Consider the following 17,703-nt stretch of genomic DNA (forward strand, 5'->3'; position numbering starts at 1 on the left):
GCTATTTTTTAAACGAAGGGACTATTTTTTATCTGCCTTTCCAAACTGGCAGTCTTTTTTCTAAAAATGCCTCCGCACCTTCTTTTACATCGTCACTGAGGAACGAAATGACGCGCAATGTGTTGGCATAATCTAACTTCTTGTTCATTTCCATATCACGTGTGTTCACAAAGCAATCCAACCCAATTTTTAATGCTAACGGACTTGCTGAAGCCAGCATTTTAGCGAATGCAAGTGCTTCATCCATCACTTGCTCTGGTGGAACCACTTTGTTCACCAATCCATATTCCTTTGCTTTATCTGCTTTAAAAATCTCTCCCGTAAAACTAATTTCTAATGCTTTCTTACTGCCAATCGCCTCAATGATAATCGGGAGGATTACTAGTGGAAATAAGCCTAATTTAATCTCAGTCGTTCCTAACTTTGCGTTCGAAGATGCGACTGTATAGTGACAGGCAGCTACTAGGCCTAATCCGCCTCCTAATGCATGACCATTAACAGCTCCAATGACTGGCTTCTGTAAGCCTGTAAGCGTTTGAAAAAGTTTGGTCGTCGCTTCTCCCTCTTTATGAATCACACTTGCAAGCTTTTCTTGATAGCGTGAAAATTCTTTAAGGTTTCCCCCTGCACAAAAGGCGGTACCTGCGCCCGTTAATAAAATAACGTGGACTTCATTATCTGCTTCAGCACACTTAAGTGTATTAATAAGTGTTATACACATGTCCTGAGACAGTGAATTCCTGCTCTCTGGGTCATTCATTTCAATAATGCCAATGTTATTCTCTATTTGATAACGTACTAATTCGACCATAATTTATCCTCCTGACCGGTTCTTTAATTAACTAAATTTTTTTCTTCTAAACGTTCCAAAACGTGAGGGGGGACTTCTACTTGCATTCTCAATAATGCTGCACTTAAGGATTTCCCTAAATTATCCATTCTAAGTGATGAAGCAGACCCGCCGCCTAGCGCATCATGTAAAACAAATTTTAATGCTAATACATTGGGAACCTCATATCGCTCTACTTTTCCGGTACATAATCCAGCAAAATGTTCTTTCACTCGGTCCTCTGTTACTTCTATTTTTAACACTTCAAAAACTTGACTATTTTTAGCAAACAATGAAATATCGGAAATATTCCCTTTATCACCAGATCTAGATATAGCAATCTGTGCAAGTTTTACTCTTTGCATTTTCTTGTTCCTCCTTTAACCTTTTTCTATGCTTGAAGCCTCACTACGACCTCATCCTCTTGGACAAAGTCACCTTCATTTTTTAATATCGCTTCTACAACGCCTGAGCCTTCGGAAACAATGGGAATTTCCATTTTCATAGATTCTAAAATGGCTACTTCCTGTCCTGCTTCTACTTGATCCCCTACTTTAACAACTAATTTCCATAGACTTCCACTCATATTTGACCGAATATTCATATTTTTCATTCCTTATCTATTGTTTTATTGCATTTTCACGCATACTTTTTATAAGATTTGTTGAATAGTGCCCCTGCTGGAATTGATCATTATCTAAAACTTCTAACAACAGCGGAATATTGGTTTTGATTCCTTGAATCTCCGTTTCCAAAAGTGCTTTTTTCATTTTTCTAACGGTTTCCTCTCTCGTTGATCCCTTAGTGATGATTTTGGCAATCATAGGATCGTAGAAAGGAGTGATTGTTGTTCCGTTTACAATACCAGTATCAATCCTTACATTATTTGGCCAAACTAACTGATTTATAGTACCTGGTGAAGGGTAAAAGCGGATGGGATCTTCTGCATATATCCTGCATTCCATGGCATGCCCTTGTCGTTTAATACTTTGTTGCAGAGACGGTAAACGGTGTTGATTGGCAATTTCAATTTGCCATTCTACCAAGTCTATGCCGGTAATTTCCTCTGTTACTGGATGTTCCACTTGGAGCCTTGTGTTCATCTCTAAAAAGTAAAAGTTCCCTTGTTCATCAAAAATAAATTCCATCGTCCCTATATTTCGGTAACCAATCCCTACAGCTCCTTTTAATGCAGCTTGTTTTAGTTCCTCCAGTTGTTGTGGCTGGATGGAAGGCGATGGACTTTCTTCTATCACCTTTTGATGTCTGCGTTGAACAGAACATTCTCTTTCAAAAAGATGAACTGCATTCCCACAATGATCAATCGCAATTTGCATTTCGATATGTCTTGGATTTTCAATGTACTTTTCAATAAAAATAGAAGAATCTCCAAAGAATTTTTCCGAACGGCTTTTGGTAGAGGTGAAAGCTTTTTCTAGTTCAGTATCAGAATAGACAAGCTCCATTCCTATGCCGCCCCCGCCAGCACTGGCTTTTAACATCACCGGATATCCAATTGAGTTAGCGTTTTGAAGGACTTCTTCGATTGTCTCTAGTGCATTGACACTTCCCGGAACAACCGGAACATCCAGTTCCTTCATCCTCTTTCTAGCTTCAATTTTGCTTCCCATCATTTTAATTACTTCACTGGATGGTCCGATGAAAATAATCCCTTCCTTTTCACAGCGGTCAACAAATGCGCTGTTTTCTGAAATAAACCCATACCCTGGATGAATCGCATCAACCTTTGCTTCTAGCGCTACTTTAATAATTTCATCAACCTTTAAGTAGCTTTGAAATGCAGGCGGCGGTCCTATTAAGTAGGCTTCATCTGCTGCGGTAACGTATGGCATTTGTTCGTCTGCCTCTGAATAAACAGCCACTGTCCCTATCCCTAATCTTTTACATGTTTGAATAATTCGGTTGGCAATTTCTCCTCGATTTGCAATTAATATTTTTTTGATTGTCATTCTTTATCCTCCAAATCCACAAGGTTACTTTTGTAAAAATAATTTTTGTAATCTTACCTTACTTATTTGCAATTAACGTGCCAACACGAAATAGAAGGAAATCAAGGATACTTGAATTCTCATGGACTACAAAACTGTTCAATAATTGTATATTTTCAGAATTTTGTTATAATATTAAACAAGTGTTCACTTCTTTTACACTTATGTAAGGAGGAGATTTTCCATTAAAGTCATGAAAGAATTAAATATCGCTGATTACTATTCCAAACCGCTGTTGTTAACAGAAAACAACATTATTTCTGATGTAATCATGGGATTTCTAAAGCAGCGAATTGATGTTGCCTGTATTGTTGATGACTCAAATTATCCCCTCGGTATTGTTAGCAAGTACAGTGTTTATCGATCCATATTAGCTGGGACGAGCCTAGATACTCCTCTTAAGTCCATTCTTCGAAGAGATGTCCTGACGGTAAATGATAAAGAAGGATTTAGACAGGTAAAGGATGTGTTGCTCCAACATAATGTAGCCCACGGGATTGTGCTCAACCAGGAAAATAAAGTTGTTGGAGTTATTAGCAAATCCGATATCATTAATGGTTTCTTACATGAAACAGAAATTCTCGTCAATCAATTAACAGGGTTAATCGAAAATCTGCAGGATATTGTCATCTCCATTGATAGAAACAATCAGATTGTTGCGTTTAATGGGGCAGCTGAAAAAGTCATGCTTTTGAAAAAAGAAGATATTATTGGAAGAAATATCGAAGAGTGTTTTCCTGAAATTGCCCCCTACATGGTGTCAACATTAGATGATTTAACAACCATTAAACAAAAAAAGGTAACTTTGGGTCCTATCACCGGGATTGGTTCCTTTATCCCTATAACTTATAAAGAGAATACTAGTGGAGCGCTAGCCATCATCAAAGATATCACCACATTAGAAGAATTTGCTCAAGAGCTAGAAACAACTAAAAACCTCCAGCAAACATTACAACAGGCAATGGCTTTATCCTATGACGCCGTCATCATTACCGATAAACAAGGCAGAATTACGCTTACGAATCAGGCATTCTTAGACCTTTTTGAACTTAATGATAAGACTATTATTAACAAGAAAATTGAAGAATCCGTTCCCGTCCTTGGTCCATTCACAGACGACCCCCACCAAAGAAAAGAAATTATGACAATAAATAATAAAACCGGTATCGTAACAAAGGAATTTATCGTTCATGCAGGTAAAGAGGTTGGAATGATTATTAAAATAATCTCTAACCAGTTGGATCAGTGGAAAGAATTATTTTATCGTATGGATAAGCTGGAAAGTGAATTAAATTTCTATCGAAGTGAATACCAAAAATTAACGCAAAACTCCTCATTTGACATTATTAAGTCTAATGATAAAAAGATGGCCAACTTAAAACATCAAGCCCTTTTATCGGCAAAAAATAATTCAACCGTATTAATTACTGGCGAAAGTGGTACAGGAAAAGAGCTTTTTGCAGAGGCTGTACATAAAGAATCAGGTCGAAAAGGAAATTTTGTGAAGGTAAATTGCGCGGCCATTCCATCTGAATTGTTGGAATCTGAGTTTTTTGGATATGCAGATGGTGCCTTTACAGGGGCACGCCGTGGAGGAAAAGTTGGTAAATTTGAATTGGCAGACAAGGGGACGCTTTTCTTAGATGAAATTGGTGATATGCCCCTGGCACTGCAATCGAAATTACTTAGGGTTCTTCAGGAAAGAAATTTTGAAAGAATTGGCGACAACCGCACGCGTACGGTAGATGTAAGAATCATAGCCGCTACCAATAAGGATTTATATCAGTTAGTCCAAGATGGGGAATTCCGAGAGGACTTTTATTACCGGATTAATGTTGTTACCATCCAAATCCCACCCCTTAGGGAGCGAAAAGGTGATATTCCTTTATTATGCAATCACCTAATCAACAAGCTAAATGACAGATTAAATAAACAAGTTATAGGTATTAGTCCAGAAGCATTCACTATTATAAAAGAGTACTCTTGGCCGGGAAACATACGGCAATTAGAAAACATCCTTGAACGAGCGATGAATTTTGATGTAAAGAATTGGATTGACACGATTCATTTGCCATTGGAACTTCTAGAAAATAATCAATCAATTATTTCTAGAGAATTCATTCCACCAAGTACCCCTCCAGTCGTTCAAAACAAGCAAGTTTCTAGTGAAACGGTCTCTCTAAAAGACTCTGAAAAATCGATTATTATGGAAACATTAGAGTCTGTTCAAGGTAATCGCTCCAAAGCAGCTGATCTTCTCGGTATTAGCAGAACTACCTTATATAACAAACTAAAAAAATATAATATTGAGTCAAATGTGTACTTTAATATCAAATAATAAAGAAGGAGACAAGGGTCTCCTTCTTTATTATTTTTTTATAGTCTCTTGTTCAAACAGATTAATATGTTCATTGCGAAGGATATGTTTTTGAATTTTCCCTGAAGAAGTCATTGGGAATTTCTTTAGGGTAATGACTTTTTTAGGAATTTTATATCCTCCCAATTGCTGTTTACATAATTGAATAATTTCTTCCTCTGGAATCTCTTCGTTATTTTTTGAAATTACAAAGGCTGTAAGTGCTTCTGTCCAGTGTTCGTGGGGAAGTCCCACAACAGCCACATTTAGAACATTGGGATGATGAAATATACTCTTCTCCACCTCAATGGACGAGACATTGACACCACCCGTTTTCACCATATCCTTCTTCCTGTCAGCAAACCATAGGATAGAATCTTCGTCAAAATATCCATAGTCCCCACTATGGAACCACCCATTCGCAAAGGCTTCATCTGTTTTTTGAGTGTCGTTTAAGTAACCTTCCATTGTTTGTGGACTACGGTAAACAATTTCCCCTACTTCATTTTCTCCGAGTATTTCACCCATCTCATTCATAATTCCCACTTCTACGTTAACCGCTGGAGTTCCGACTGCTCCAGACTTTATTAATTGGTGCTCAGGGCGAAAAACAGTTGCAACAGGTGCCATTTCGGTTTGACCAAAAAGAAGGGCGAAGTCACATTTGAAGACATTATGTGCACGCTGAAGTTCATAATCTGGCATAGGTGCCATCGCATACACACATAATCTCAGTGAGGTTAAATCATAATCTACTCTTTTTGGATGGTCTAGTAAGGTACGGTACATCATCGGCAGACCAAATATTTGGGTTGCTTTTTCTTTTTCTATTAAGGACATTAATGTTACAGGTTCAAACTTTTTCATGATAATCGTCGTTCCGCCTGCAAGGAAAACAGGTGTTGAAATCGCATTTAGTTGCGCAGTGTGGAAGAATGGCAGCATGGCAATCGAAATATCCTGGTCCGTAAACTTTAAATCAAAAGCTGTACCCAAGGTATTAAAATAGACAGCAGTATGACTGCTCATCACTCCTTTTGGGTTGGAGGTTGTTCCGCTGGTGTATAAACATTGCATTAAATCTCGATCATTTACCTCACAGAGAACCTCTGAGTCGTCCTCTGCACTCCAGAGGGGCTCCCATCCATGAAACCGCTGGTTATGATTGGTTATTTTACTAGTGTCATAGTCACCTATAACAATTACCTCTTTAAGGGATTCACTAGCTGGCAATAAATCAAGAAGTGAGTCTTCTACTACAACAGCTTTGCAATTAGAGTCTTTTAGGATATATTCTATTTCATTCGAAAGTAAACCTGTATTAATGGGAACAATAGTAATTCCCGCCTTTGCACAGGCAAAGTAGGTTAGGATAAATTCAATGGAATTACTGGAGAGTATCGAGAGTCGATCGCCTTTTACAATTCCAATCGATTGGAAACCCCTTGCCACCTTGTTAACCCATTTGTTCAGCCCTAGATAAGACACTCTTTTGTCGCCTTCTATAACAGCTATTTTATTTGGGTATCTTTTAGAGCTTCTCTTTAAAATATCTCCCATATTAACGCGATGAATTAAGTTATAATCTAATGACATTCGCATCCCCCTCTTATTAAAAATAATCCCGATTAAAAGGTTTTGACGTCTAATAGTTCTCTTGCAATAATCAAGCGTCTAACCTCTGAGGTACCTGCTCCAATTTCATAGAGTTTTGCATCCCGGAGATAACGGTTTACCGGATAATCCAGCATATAACCATACCCGCCATGAATTTGAACAGCTTCTAACGCTGTCTTTGTTGCGGTTTCAGCTGTAAATAGAATGGCAGAAGCTGCCTTTAACGTGACCTTTTTTCCTTTTGCAGCCTCTGATGCAGCCTCATAGGTTAATAGTCTCGCAGCACGTAAGTTTGTGTACATATCGGCAATTTTCGCTTGGATTAGCTGAAAGTTAGCAATTTCTTTTCCAAATTGACTTCTTTCCTTCGAGTATTTCACTGCTTCTCTAAAAGCCCCTTCTCCAATGCCTAGTGCTAATGCTGAAACTACGACTCTTTCAATATCCAAGCCGCCCATCATGACTTTAATTCCTTTATTCACTTCACCTAAAACATTTTCCACTGGAACACGGCATTCATCAAAGATTAACTCACCGGTAGCGGAACCGCGATTTCCCATTTTTTCAAGTCGTTTCGAAACGGAAAATCCTGGATAGCCTTTTTCAACTATAAAAGCAGTGATTCCATGAGCACCTTTATCCTTGTCTGTTTTTGCATAAACAATTAAGACATCCGCAATGGGGCCATTGGTGATAAATGTTTTACTGCCATTTAAAATGTAATAATCGCCTTCTCGTCTAGCAGTCGTACTCATCCCAACCGCGTCTGAACCCGAACCAGGTTCTGTTAAGCCGAGTGCACCAATTAAATCCCCGCTGCACAGTCCAGGAAGATACTTTTTTCTTTGAGCTTCATTCCCATTATGATAAAGATTGTGTGCACATAAATTAGAATGGGCAGCATACGATACAGCAATTGCTGCACTATATTTAGAAATCTCTTCCGTCACCATCGCTTGTTCAACCGGTCCAAGTCCTGTCCCGCCATATTCCTCTGGAATGGTTACACCTAATACGCCTAATTCACCAAGCTTTTTCCAGATCCAATTTGGAAACTCATCTGTTCTATCCATTTCTTCAGCAATGGGTGCAATTTCTTTTAATACAAAATTCGCAACCGTTTTTCTTAAAAATTTCAATTCTTCTGAAAATTCCATTTATCATCCCTCCACTTATATTCCGATATGAAATTTCCTCTCTATTACACTTATCATTCGATACAAGATTCCTCATATCCTTTTTAAAAAGTACAATATCTAGGATACTAGTATATCTGCAATAATTGTGCCAAAAGCTAGTTCTAGTAAAATATTTTTCAAAATAGTTCCAAGTGTATAATTTTTATACACCCTACGTTTAATAATTGTACAATCGTTCACTGTGAGCCTTTTTAAAATAAAAAAAGTTTAGGCACCATCCAAATAATTATAATGTAAGGAATTAATGAATTTTATGAAGTATAATCTACCACTCGAAGATGATGTTACCGGCTGGAAGGCTGCTTAATCGGTCGTATAATAAAATGAAAGTGCACTCGGTTGAGTGCACTTTGTTCTATTCCTATTCTAGCAAAAACCTTTCAATGGTCTTTTGTATTTCATTTTCTGTATAGACAAATGAAATTTCACTAGCTTCTTTTAAGGATGGCAATTGACTAATAGCTTCCTCTGTTAATTTGAATGCTTCCTTTTCTCCCTTTACATCCACTTCAATGGTATGAGGATCCATTTGTCCGACAAGTATCCCTGAAGCTTTTGTATATAAGGAGTTTTCAACAATCAAATCGGTTACCACCCTTGCCTGTTCTTCCTTGGCGGTTAAAAATACTTCAATACGATAACGACCATTATAAAGGTCAGAAATGGTAAATGAGTTTTGAATCTCTTGATTATTCTCTAACGTCATCTCGCTGATTGCCTGCGTTGACATGACTTCCTCAGAGTAATGTTTGACTTTTTTTCCCTCTTCATCAAAAACAATAAAATCAGCCTGTAGTCCACTTGAAAACGATAGTTTTTGAGGTTCACCCGATAAATTTTTCACTTTGTAATCAATAATGATAGAATTGTTTTCTTCTTTTATTTCAATTGTTGGATGAAAGCTTGCAACAATTTCATTTTGTTTTGGGTATTCTGCTGGGTTCTCTTTTTTCACACCCTCACTGTTCCCATTTGTATTACTTCCCGTACCACAAGCGCTTAATAGTCCAGCTACTAATACGAGCATCATTATCTTTCTATATAGCATAAATGAAAATCTCCTTTTAATCGAATTACCTTAATAGTCGATTAAAAGGAGATTAGGGTTACAAGAATATCTGATTTTTATAGAAAGATTTTTAACTTTTAAGCTATAGTCCACCAAGGTACGCCTTTTTGATTTCTTCACTTGCCTGTAGCTCAGCGGCTGTTCCTGAGATTACTACCCTGCCTGTTTCAATTACATAGGCACGGTCTGCTACGGATAATGCCATATTCGCATTTTGTTCCACCAGCAAGATAGTAGTTCCATCTTGGTTGATTTTCTCAATGATTTGAAAAATCGTTTTAACCATTAACGGAGCCAATCCCATTGAAGGTTCATCCAGCAACAGCAGCTTAGGCTTCGCCATAATCGCTCTTCCCATCGCCAGCATTTGCTGTTCTCCTCCAGAAAGTGTTCCCGATAATTGCTTTCGACGCTCTTGCAATCTCGGAAAAAGCTCGTAAACACTTTGAATATCTTTGCGGATTCCCGCCGCATCTTTTCTTAAATAAGCACCTAGTTCCAGGTTTTCCTCTACGCTCATATTGGCAAACACACGGCGTCCCTCAGGTACATGAGAAATACCAACTTTCACAATAGACTGTGGAGCCTTACCTGAAATCGAATTGCCTAAATACTCAATGCTCCCAGACTTTGGTTTAAGAAGCCCAGATAAAGTCTTAAGAAGAGTACTTTTTCCGGCACCATTCGCACCAATCAGGGTCACAATTTCTCCCTCATTGATTTCCAAAGAAACGCCCTTAAGAGCTTGAATATTTCCATAAAAAACATCAATTCCATTCACGTTAAGCATGGGCACTCGGTACCTCCTCTCCTAGGTAGGCTTCAATTACTTTTGGATGATTACGAATCACATCAGGTGTCCCCTCCGCAATCAATTGTCCATGGTCTAACACATAAATTCTTTCACAAATCCCCATAACCAATGCCATGTCATGTTCAATGAGGAGAATCGTTAAATCAAACTGATTTCTGATGAATGCGATTAATTCCATTAGCTCATGTGTTTCCTGTGGGTTCATCCCCGCTGCAGGCTCGTCAAGGAGCAATAATTTTGGACCCGCCGCCAATGCCCTGGCAATTTCCAATCTACGTTGCTGACCATAAGGTAAATTTTTCGCCTTTTCATCTTTATAACGATCCAATTGAAAAATCTTTAAAAATTCTAGTGATTTTTCCTCCATTACCTTTTCCTCTGAGAAATGGGAAGGCAGGCGAAAGATGGAACTTAAAATAGAATGCTTCGCTAAAGAGTGATAAGCAACTTTCACATTATCTAATACAGATAATTCACTGAAAAGGCGGATATTTTGAAACGTACGACTGATTCCATTTCGTGTTACTTGGTATGGAGCAAGCCCATTCAGCCTTTTGCCATCGAACAAAATGTCACCCTCTGTCGGTACATATACACCCGTTAACAAATTAAAGCTCGTTGTTTTCCCTGCTCCATTCGGACCAATCAAACCGATCAATTCACCTTGATTAAGTTCCATATTAAAGCCTGAAACCGCCTTTAAACCGCCAAACTGTATCCCTGCATTTTTAACTTGCAGTAAAGCGCCCACGTTAAATTCCTCCTTTCGCACTTTTCTTTTTACCAAAGAAATCTGTAATCTCACGTGTACCCATTAATCCTTGAGGACGGTACAGCATGACCACCACTAATACCACACTATAAATAATCATTCGAGTTTCAGGATATTGCTGCAAGTACGTGGATATAACCGTTAAAAGGATTGCAGAAATCACGGATCCAGATAAACTGCCAAGTCCGCCTAAAACAACGAAAATTAAGATATCAAATGATTTTAAGAAACCAAAGTTAGTTGGCTGGATAATATAAAAATTATGAGAAAACAAACCGCCGGCAATACCTGCAAAGAATGAACCAATAGCGAAAGCAGCAACTTTGTAAAATGTCGTGTTGATTCCCATTGCATCTGCCGCAATTTCATTTTCCCGAATCGCTATACACGCTCTTCCATGCCGCGAGTTGGTAAAATTCGATATCACTAGAATCGTGATGACGAGACATACAAATGCGCTTGTCCAAGTCGTCATATTAGAAACCATCATTCCCGCAGCGCCGCCAACATACTCAATATTTAAGAAAACAATTCTAATAATCTCACCAAATCCAAGTGTCGCAATAGCCAGGTAATCTCCTCGCAGTCTTAAAGTAGGTATGCCGACAAGCAGCCCTGCTAATGCTGCTACAATTCCTCCGATGATGATCGCTAACACGAAAGGCAATTCGAATTTCATCGTGATAATCGCTGATACATACGCCCCCACAGCAAGGAAACCAGCATGTCCAATTGAAAATTGTCCAGTAATCCCAATTACCAAGTGAAGACTCACTGCTAAAATTATGTTAATGATCATTAATGTCAACATATTGCTATAAAAAGCATTTAATATCCCTGTTTGAATTAAGGCTTGGCCAATTCCATATATAACGGCTGCTAAAATGAGAAATAGCCAGAATTTAGTTGCTTTTTTCATCTGTCTATCCCACCTACACTTTCTCTCTTGTATTTTTACCAAAGATGCCTGTTGGTCTAAAAATTAGGATAAGAATTAATATGATAAACGCTACTGCGTCTCTCCATAAGGAAAATCCTAAAGCACTAACGATTGATTCAACAACCCCTAAAATAAGACCGCCGACCATGGCTCCTGGGATAATTCCTATTCCACCTAGTACAGCCGCAACAAACGCCTTTAATCCAGGGATAATTCCCATAAGTGGTTCGATTTTTGTATAATAGACACCAAAAATGACACCTGCTGCCCCAGCTAAAGCAGAACCAATCGCAAATGTATAGGAGATGGTTCTGTCAACATTAATACCCATTAATCTCGCTGCATCGATGTCATGTGATACTGCTCGCATTGCTTTACCGACCTTTGTACGGTGAACAATAATTTGTAAAATAATCATAAGGCCAAGTGACACAGCCAGGATAAAAAGGGACTGACTGTTAATTTGTGCCCCAAACAAGTTAAATGTTGTACTCGGTAATACATTATCAGGGTATGCCTCGGGTTGTGCTCCTCGGGCGTAAATCACACCATACTCAATTAGCAGTGACATTCCAATTGCTGTAATTAAGGCAGCAATTCTAGTCGCATTTCGAAGACGCTTATAAGCAATTCTTTCAATCAATACTCCAAACACCGCACAAAACGCCATTGAGAATAATAATGCTGGAAAGAAGCCCAGCCCCCATCCCTTAATCGCATAAAACCCGACGAACGCACCTACCATAAAAACATCACCATGAGCAAAGTTTATTAATTTTATGATCCCATAAACCATGGTATAGCCTAATGCGATTAAGGCATAAATGCTTCCGAGTGAAATTCCGTTTATCAATTGTTGTAACCACTCCATTGTTCTCACTCCTACTATTTCCAGAATTAACTTTTAAAAAAGTAAAATGGAAGGATGATCCTTCCATTCTACTTAACTAGTACTCTTAAGGATTTACTTTTGTATTAAATACTTGTTTACCATCTTTATATTCTAGAATGGTAGCTGTTTTAATTGGATGATGATTTTTATCAATGGTTACTACTCCTGTAACAAGGCTTAAATCTTTTGTTTTCGCTAGTTCTTCCTGAATCTTACTTGAATCAGTGCTTCCAGCACGCTTAACGGCATCCGCTAGGAAGTAAACCGTGTCATAACCAAGTGCATTGAAGGCATTAGGTGCTTCACCTTTGTTCTTATCTTTAAATGCTGTTACAAACTTTTGAACCTTTTCATCTGGATCTTCAGATGAGTAATGATTAATTAGGTAAGTATTATTTAATGCTTCTGCTCCTGCTAAATCAACTAATTTAGGAGAATCCCAGCCATCGGCACCCACTAATGGAACATCGATTCCTAATTCACGAGCTTGCTTTACAATTAAGCCAACCTCTTCATAATACCCAGGGATAAAAATGAATGATGGATTTTTTGATTTGATTCGAGTTAATGTCGCACGGAAGTCTGTATCCTTTGCTACATATGCTTCTTCGGCAACCACTTTTCCACCTGCAGCTTCAAACGTTTCCTTGAAGGCATCCGATAAACCTTTTGCATAATCACTTGAGTTATCAGCAAAAATTGCTGCATCTTTAATTTTTAAAGTATTTGCTGCAAAATTAGCTGCCACTGTTCCTTGGAACGGATCAATAAAAGAAGTACGGAAAACGAATTCTCTTACTTTCCCTTTTTCATCTACAGTAACAGTAGGGCTTGTTCCGCCTGGAGCAATTAGAACCGTTTCTGTGTCGTTCGCAATCTGAGCTTGTGCTACTGTGTTACCACTCGTTGCTGCTCCAATAACAGCTGTTACCTTGTCTTGGCTTGTTAACCTGATAATGCCGTTTGTCGCCTCTGCTGCATCAGATTTATTATCCACCTTAACGATATCAAACGTTTTACCATCGACACCGCCATTTTTATTGATTTCTTCAACAGCCATTTCGATCCCTTTCGCCATTGATTCACCGTAGGATGCAACATTACCTGAAAGCTCTAAATTCACTCCCAATTTAATGGTATCTGAATTTCCGCCCCCTGAACCTTCTTTCGCTCCTCCTGCACATCCTGCTAATACCCCAGCAAAGATAGTAGAAGCCATAAACACACTTGCTAATTTCTTTTTCATAGTGTTTTCCCCCTTTGATTGAATTTTCTGATACTAATAACCAAAGTTTAGTATCTTTTTAGACCCTATGATATTAGTTTATCGCCTAAATTAATTAACATAAGTTATTGTATTACTTTTTTCATTATTAGTCTAGTATATTATTTCAATATTTCAGAAATTTTTATTTTTTATAAAAGTTAAAGCGCTTTCTTGTTATTCCAGTGCTATTTATTGAGTTTTCATGAAAGATAATTTTTTTTGATTTATGTAAAAGACTGCTTAACTATTATTCCAAAAAATGTATTTATGTTATGACATACCATTTTGATGTATGCTTTAGTTCTCTTCTTCGGTGGACATCGAACTTGAATATAATCGAAAGTGAAATTTGATACCCTTCTTCGGTTTAAATCTAGCTTGCAGGGAATCAAAAGCGTGGATTAAGAAATATTCATTACCGTTTTCTCAAAGAGTGTGGCTGCATGGGCACGAATAGCTGCTATTCCTTACCGTTTTCTCTAAAAGTGACACCGCACGGGCACGAATAACTCCTATTTGTTACCATTTCCATTAGAAGTACAGCAGTGTGGGCATGAATATCGATCCATCATTTTTTTTACAAACTTTTGTTCTTTTGACAAACACAAAAAAGCTCAACCCTAATCAGGTTGTGCTTCGTTTGCCTGGCAACGTCCTACTCTCACAGGGACAAAGTCCCAACTACCATCGGCGCTGAGAAGCTTAACTTCCGTGTTCGGTATGGGAACGGGTGTGACCTTCTCGCCATTGCTGCCAGACTATTTTTTTGAGGTATCATTCCCTCAAAACTAGATAATTTCAGAAGAAGTTTGTAAAACGAGTTCGCTTTTATAAATTGGTTAAGTCCTCGAACGATTAGTATCAGTCAGCTCCACATGTTACCACGCTTCCACCTCTGACCTATCAACCTGATCATCTTTCAGGGTTCTTACTAGCTTGACGCTATGGGAAATCTCATCTTGAGGGGGGCTTCATGCTTAGATGCTTTCAGCACTTATCCCGTCCGCACATAGCTACCCAGCGATGCCTTTGGCAAGACAACTGGTACACCAGCGGTGCGTCCATCCCGGTCCTCTCGTACTAAGGACAGCTCCTCTCAAATTTCCTGCGCCCACGACGGATAGGGACCGAACTGTCTCACGACGTTCTGAACCCAGCTCGCGTACCGCTTTAATGGGCGAACAGCCCAACCCTTGGGACCGACTACAGCCCCAGGATGCGATGAGCCGACATCGAGGTGCCAAACCTCCCCGTCGATGTGGACTCTTGGGGGAGATAAGCCTGTTATCCCCGGGGTAGCTTTTATCCGTTGAGCGATGGCCCTTCCATGCGGAACCACCGGATCACTAAGCCCGACTTTCGTCCCTGCTCGACTTGTAGGTCTCGCAGTCAAGCTCCCTTGTGCCTTTACACTCTGCGAATGATTTCCAACCATTCTGAGGGAACCTTTGGGCGCCTCCGTTACTCTTTAGGAGGCGACCGCCCCAGTCAAACTGCCCACCTGACACTGTCTCCCACCCCGATAAGGGGTGCGGGTTAGAATTTCAATACAGCCAGGGTAGTATCCCACCGACGCCTCCACCGAAGCTAGCGCTCCGGTTTCTCAGGCTCCTACCTATCCTGTACAAGCTGTACCAAAATTCAATATCAGGCTACAGTAAAGCTCCACGGGGTCTTTCCGTCCTGTCGCGGGTAACCTGCATCTTCACAGGTACTATAATTTCACCGAGTCTCTCGTTGAGACAGTGCCCAGATCGTTACGCCTTTCGTGCGGGTCGGAACTTACCCGACAAGGAATTTCGCTACCTTAGGACCGTTATAGTTACGGCCGCCGTTTACTGGGGCTTCGATTCAGAGCTTCGCTTGCGCTAACCCCTCCTCTTAACCTTCCAGCACCGGGCAGGCGTCAGCCCCTATACTTCGCCTTGCGGCTTCGCAGAGACCTGTGTTTTTGCTAAACAGTCGCCTGGGCCTATTCACTGCGGCTCTTCGAGGCTATTCACCTCAAAAAGCACCCCTTCTCCCGAAGTTACGGGGTCATTTTGCCGAGTTCCTTAACGAGAGTTCTCTCGCACACCTTAGGATTCTCTCCTCGCCTACCTGTGTCGGTTTGCGGTACGGGCACCTTTTATCTCGCTAGAGGCTTTTCTTGGCAGTGTGGAATCAGGAACTTCGGTACTATATTTCCCTCGCCATCACAGCTCAGCCTTTACGGTAAGCGGATTTTCCTGCTTACCAGCCTAACTGCTTGGACGCGCATATCCAACAGCGCGCTTACCCTATCCTCCTGCGTCCCCCCATCACTCAAACGATAAAGAGGTGGTACAGGAATATCAACCTGTTGTCCATCGCCTACGCCTTTCGGCCTCGGCTTAGGTCCCGACTAACCCTGAGAGGACGAGCCTTCCTCAGGAAACCTTAGGCATACGGTGGACGGGATTCTCACCCGTCTTTCGCTACTCATACCGGCATTCTCACTTCTAAGCGCTCCACCAGTCCTTACGGTCTAGCTTCAACGCCCTTAGAACGCTCTCCTACCACTGACATCGTAGATGTCAATCCACAGCTTCGGTGTTACGTTTAGCCCCGGTACATTTTCGGCGCAGAGTCACTCGACCAGTGAGCTATTACGCACTCTTTAAATGGTGGCTGCTTCTAAGCCAACATCCTGGTTGTCTAAGCAACTCCACATCCTTTTCCACTTAACGTAAACTTTGGGACCTTAGCTGGTGGTCTGGGCTGTTTCCCTTTTGACTACGGATCTTATCACTCGCAGTCTGACTCCCACGGATAAGTCTTTGGCATTCGGAGTTTGTCTGAATTCGGTAACCCGATGAGGGCCCCTAGTCCAAACAGTGCTCTACCTCCAAGACTCTTACAACGTGAGGCTAGCCCTAAAGCTATTTCGGAGAGAACCAGCTATCTCCAAGTTCGATTGGAATTTCTCCGCTACCCACACCTCATCCCCGCACTTTTCAACGTGCGTGGGTTCGGGCCTCCATCCAGTGTTACCTGGACTTCACCCTGGACATGGGTAGATCACCTGGTTTCGGGTCTACGACCACATACTAAAATCGCCCTATTCAGACTCGCTTTCGCTGCGGCTCCGTCTCTTCAACTTAACCTTGCATGTAATCGTAACTCGCCGGTTCATTCTACAAAAGGCACGCTATCACCCATTAACGGGCTCTAACTACTTGTAGGCACACGGTTTCAGGATCTATTTCACTCCCCTTCCGGGGTGCTTTTCACCTTTCCCTCACGGTACTGGTTCACTATCGGTCACTAGGGAGTATTTAGCCTTGGGAGATGGTCCTCCCAGCTTCCGACCGGATTTCTCGTGTCCGGCCGTACTCAGGATCCACTCAGGAGGGAACGAAGTTTCAACTACAGGGTTTTTACCTTCTATGACGGGCCTTTCCAGACCGCTTCATCTACCCCGTTCCTTTGTAACTCCATGTTGAGTGTCCTACAACCCCAAGAGGCAAGCCTCTTGGTTTGGGCTATGTCCCGTTTCGCTCGCCGCTACTCAGGGAATCGCGTTTGCTTTCTCTTCCTCCGGGTACTTAGATGTTTCAGTTCCCCGGGTCTGCCTTCAATACCCTATGTATTCAGGTAAAGATACTGCTCCATTACGAGCAGTGGGTTCCCCCATTCGGAAATCTCCGGATCAAAGCTTACTTACAGCTCCCCGAAGCATATCGGTGTTAGTCCCGTCCTTCATCGGCTCCTAGTGCCAAGGCATCCACCGTGCGCCCTTTCTAACTTAACCTAAAAGGTTATTTTCTTCTTAATTACTTAAGAGAGAAAAACTAATGTGGCGATTCTCGGTTTTACTTTGACTTCTTCTTACGATTATCTAGTTTTCAAAGAACGATTAAAAAAAGCTTTGAGAGAATTGCTCCCTCAAAACTAAACAAACAAGTAACAGTCAACGTT

Annotated in this window: 13 protein-coding genes and 2 rRNA genes; 1 reads left to right on the forward strand and 14 read right to left on the reverse strand. The window is 40.5% G+C overall.

What is annotated here, in order from left to right; translation table 11 throughout:
• Positions 1-28 precede the first annotated feature (28 nt).
• From QNH48_RS18940 to QNH48_RS18955, 4 genes are read right to left on the reverse strand one after another with little or no spacing between them, the layout of a single operon-like run.
• Positions 29-811 carry an enoyl-CoA hydratase/isomerase family protein gene (locus QNH48_RS18940; protein ID WP_283951564.1) on the reverse strand — a complete coding sequence of 261 codons (783 nt, stop codon included), beginning with the start codon at positions 809-811 and terminating at the stop codon, positions 29-31.
• 23 nt (positions 812-834) lie between these two features.
• Positions 835-1,194 (reverse strand): AtuA-related protein, encoded by a 360-nt coding sequence (locus QNH48_RS18945; protein WP_283951565.1) that lies wholly within the window; start codon positions 1,192-1,194, stop codon positions 835-837.
• Positions 1,195-1,220: 26 nt separating this feature from the next.
• A complete protein-coding gene (locus QNH48_RS18950) occupies positions 1,221-1,433 on the reverse strand; it encodes an acetyl-CoA carboxylase biotin carboxyl carrier protein subunit (protein ID WP_095251435.1) in 213 nt (70 codons plus the stop codon).
• 16 nt (positions 1,434-1,449) lie between these two features.
• Complete coding sequence (locus QNH48_RS18955; protein WP_283951566.1) at positions 1,450-2,799, reverse strand: acetyl-CoA carboxylase biotin carboxylase subunit; 1,350 nt, start codon at positions 2,797-2,799, stop codon at positions 1,450-1,452.
• A gap of 232 nt (positions 2,800-3,031) precedes the next feature.
• On the opposite strand from QNH48_RS18955, the gene QNH48_RS18960 reads away from it, so the two are divergent.
• Positions 3,032-5,176: a sigma 54-interacting transcriptional regulator gene (locus QNH48_RS18960; protein ID WP_283951567.1), complete on the forward strand. Its 2,145-nt coding sequence runs from the start codon at positions 3,032-3,034 to the stop codon at positions 5,174-5,176.
• A gap of 30 nt (positions 5,177-5,206) precedes the next feature.
• Here QNH48_RS18960 and QNH48_RS18965 read toward each other — a convergent pair whose 3' ends face one another.
• From QNH48_RS18965 to QNH48_RS19010, 10 genes are all read right to left on the reverse strand, one after another.
• A complete protein-coding gene (locus QNH48_RS18965; RefSeq protein WP_283951568.1) occupies positions 5,207-6,790 on the reverse strand; it encodes an AMP-binding protein in 1,584 nt (527 codons plus the stop codon).
• 32 nt (positions 6,791-6,822) lie between these two features.
• Positions 6,823-7,968: an acyl-CoA dehydrogenase family protein gene (locus QNH48_RS18970; protein WP_283951569.1), complete on the reverse strand. Its 1,146-nt coding sequence runs from the start codon at positions 7,966-7,968 to the stop codon at positions 6,823-6,825.
• A 403-nt stretch (positions 7,969-8,371) separates the two neighbouring features.
• Entirely contained in the window at positions 8,372-9,058 is a 687-nt protein-coding gene (locus QNH48_RS18975) for a BsuPI-related putative proteinase inhibitor (RefSeq protein WP_283951570.1), read from the reverse strand.
• A 103-nt stretch (positions 9,059-9,161) separates the two neighbouring features.
• On the reverse strand, positions 9,162-9,869 hold the full coding sequence (locus QNH48_RS18980; RefSeq protein WP_133371976.1) for an ABC transporter ATP-binding protein: 708 nt from the start codon (positions 9,867-9,869) through the stop codon (positions 9,162-9,164).
• Positions 9,862-10,644 (reverse strand): ABC transporter ATP-binding protein, encoded by a 783-nt coding sequence (locus QNH48_RS18985; RefSeq protein WP_095251459.1) that lies wholly within the window; start codon positions 10,642-10,644, stop codon positions 9,862-9,864. Before QNH48_RS18985 ends, QNH48_RS18980 begins: the two co-directional genes overlap by 8 nt.
• A 1-nt stretch (position 10,645) precedes the next feature.
• On the reverse strand, positions 10,646-11,584 hold the full coding sequence (locus QNH48_RS18990; protein WP_133371932.1) for a branched-chain amino acid ABC transporter permease: 939 nt from the start codon (positions 11,582-11,584) through the stop codon (positions 10,646-10,648).
• Between the two features lie 13 nt (positions 11,585-11,597).
• The gene (locus tag QNH48_RS18995) at positions 11,598-12,476 is read right to left on the reverse strand and encodes a branched-chain amino acid ABC transporter permease (RefSeq protein ID WP_095251462.1); all 879 of its coding nucleotides are present in this window, start codon (positions 12,474-12,476) and stop codon (positions 11,598-11,600) included.
• Positions 12,477-12,561: 85 nt separating this feature from the next.
• On the reverse strand, positions 12,562-13,743 hold the full coding sequence (locus tag QNH48_RS19000) for an ABC transporter substrate-binding protein (RefSeq protein WP_283951571.1): 1,182 nt from the start codon (positions 13,741-13,743) through the stop codon (positions 12,562-12,564).
• Between the two features lie 663 nt (positions 13,744-14,406).
• Positions 14,407-14,522 (reverse strand): 5S ribosomal RNA (gene rrf, locus QNH48_RS19005).
• A gap of 77 nt (positions 14,523-14,599) precedes the next feature.
• Positions 14,600-17,536: ribosomal RNA gene (locus QNH48_RS19010) — 23S ribosomal RNA — on the reverse strand.
• Positions 17,537-17,703: the final 167 nt, after the last annotated feature.

The organism is Neobacillus sp. YX16 (assembly GCF_030123505.1).
In the GTDB taxonomy this organism is placed as follows: domain Bacteria; phylum Bacillota; class Bacilli; order Bacillales; family Cytobacillaceae; genus Neobacillus.

Coding starts and splice junctions, on each gene's coding strand:
- QNH48_RS18940 (WP_283951564.1), bottom strand. CDS start 811: ATGGTCGAATTAGTACGTTATCAAATAGAGAATAACATTGGCATTATT.
- QNH48_RS18945 (WP_283951565.1), bottom strand. CDS start 1,194: ATGCAAAGAGTAAAACTTGCACAGATTGCTATATCTAGATCTGGTGAT.
- QNH48_RS18950 (WP_095251435.1), bottom strand. CDS start 1,433: ATGAATATTCGGTCAAATATGAGTGGAAGTCTATGGAAATTAGTTGTT.
- QNH48_RS18955 (WP_283951566.1), bottom strand. CDS start 2,799: ATGACAATCAAAAAAATATTAATTGCAAATCGAGGAGAAATTGCCAAC.
- QNH48_RS18960 (WP_283951567.1), top strand. CDS start 3,032: ATGAAAGAATTAAATATCGCTGATTACTATTCCAAACCGCTGTTGTTA.
- QNH48_RS18965 (WP_283951568.1), bottom strand. CDS start 6,790: ATGTCATTAGATTATAACTTAATTCATCGCGTTAATATGGGAGATATT.
- QNH48_RS18970 (WP_283951569.1), bottom strand. CDS start 7,968: ATGGAATTTTCAGAAGAATTGAAATTTTTAAGAAAAACGGTTGCGAAT.
- QNH48_RS18975 (WP_283951570.1), bottom strand. CDS start 9,058: ATGCTATATAGAAAGATAATGATGCTCGTATTAGTAGCTGGACTATTA.
- QNH48_RS18980 (WP_133371976.1), bottom strand. CDS start 9,869: ATGCTTAACGTGAATGGAATTGATGTTTTTTATGGAAATATTCAAGCT.
- QNH48_RS18990 (WP_133371932.1), bottom strand. CDS start 11,584: ATGAAAAAAGCAACTAAATTCTGGCTATTTCTCATTTTAGCAGCCGTT.
- QNH48_RS18995 (WP_095251462.1), bottom strand. CDS start 12,476: ATGGAGTGGTTACAACAATTGATAAACGGAATTTCACTCGGAAGCATT.
- QNH48_RS19000 (WP_283951571.1), bottom strand. CDS start 13,743: ATGAAAAAGAAATTAGCAAGTGTGTTTATGGCTTCTACTATCTTTGCT.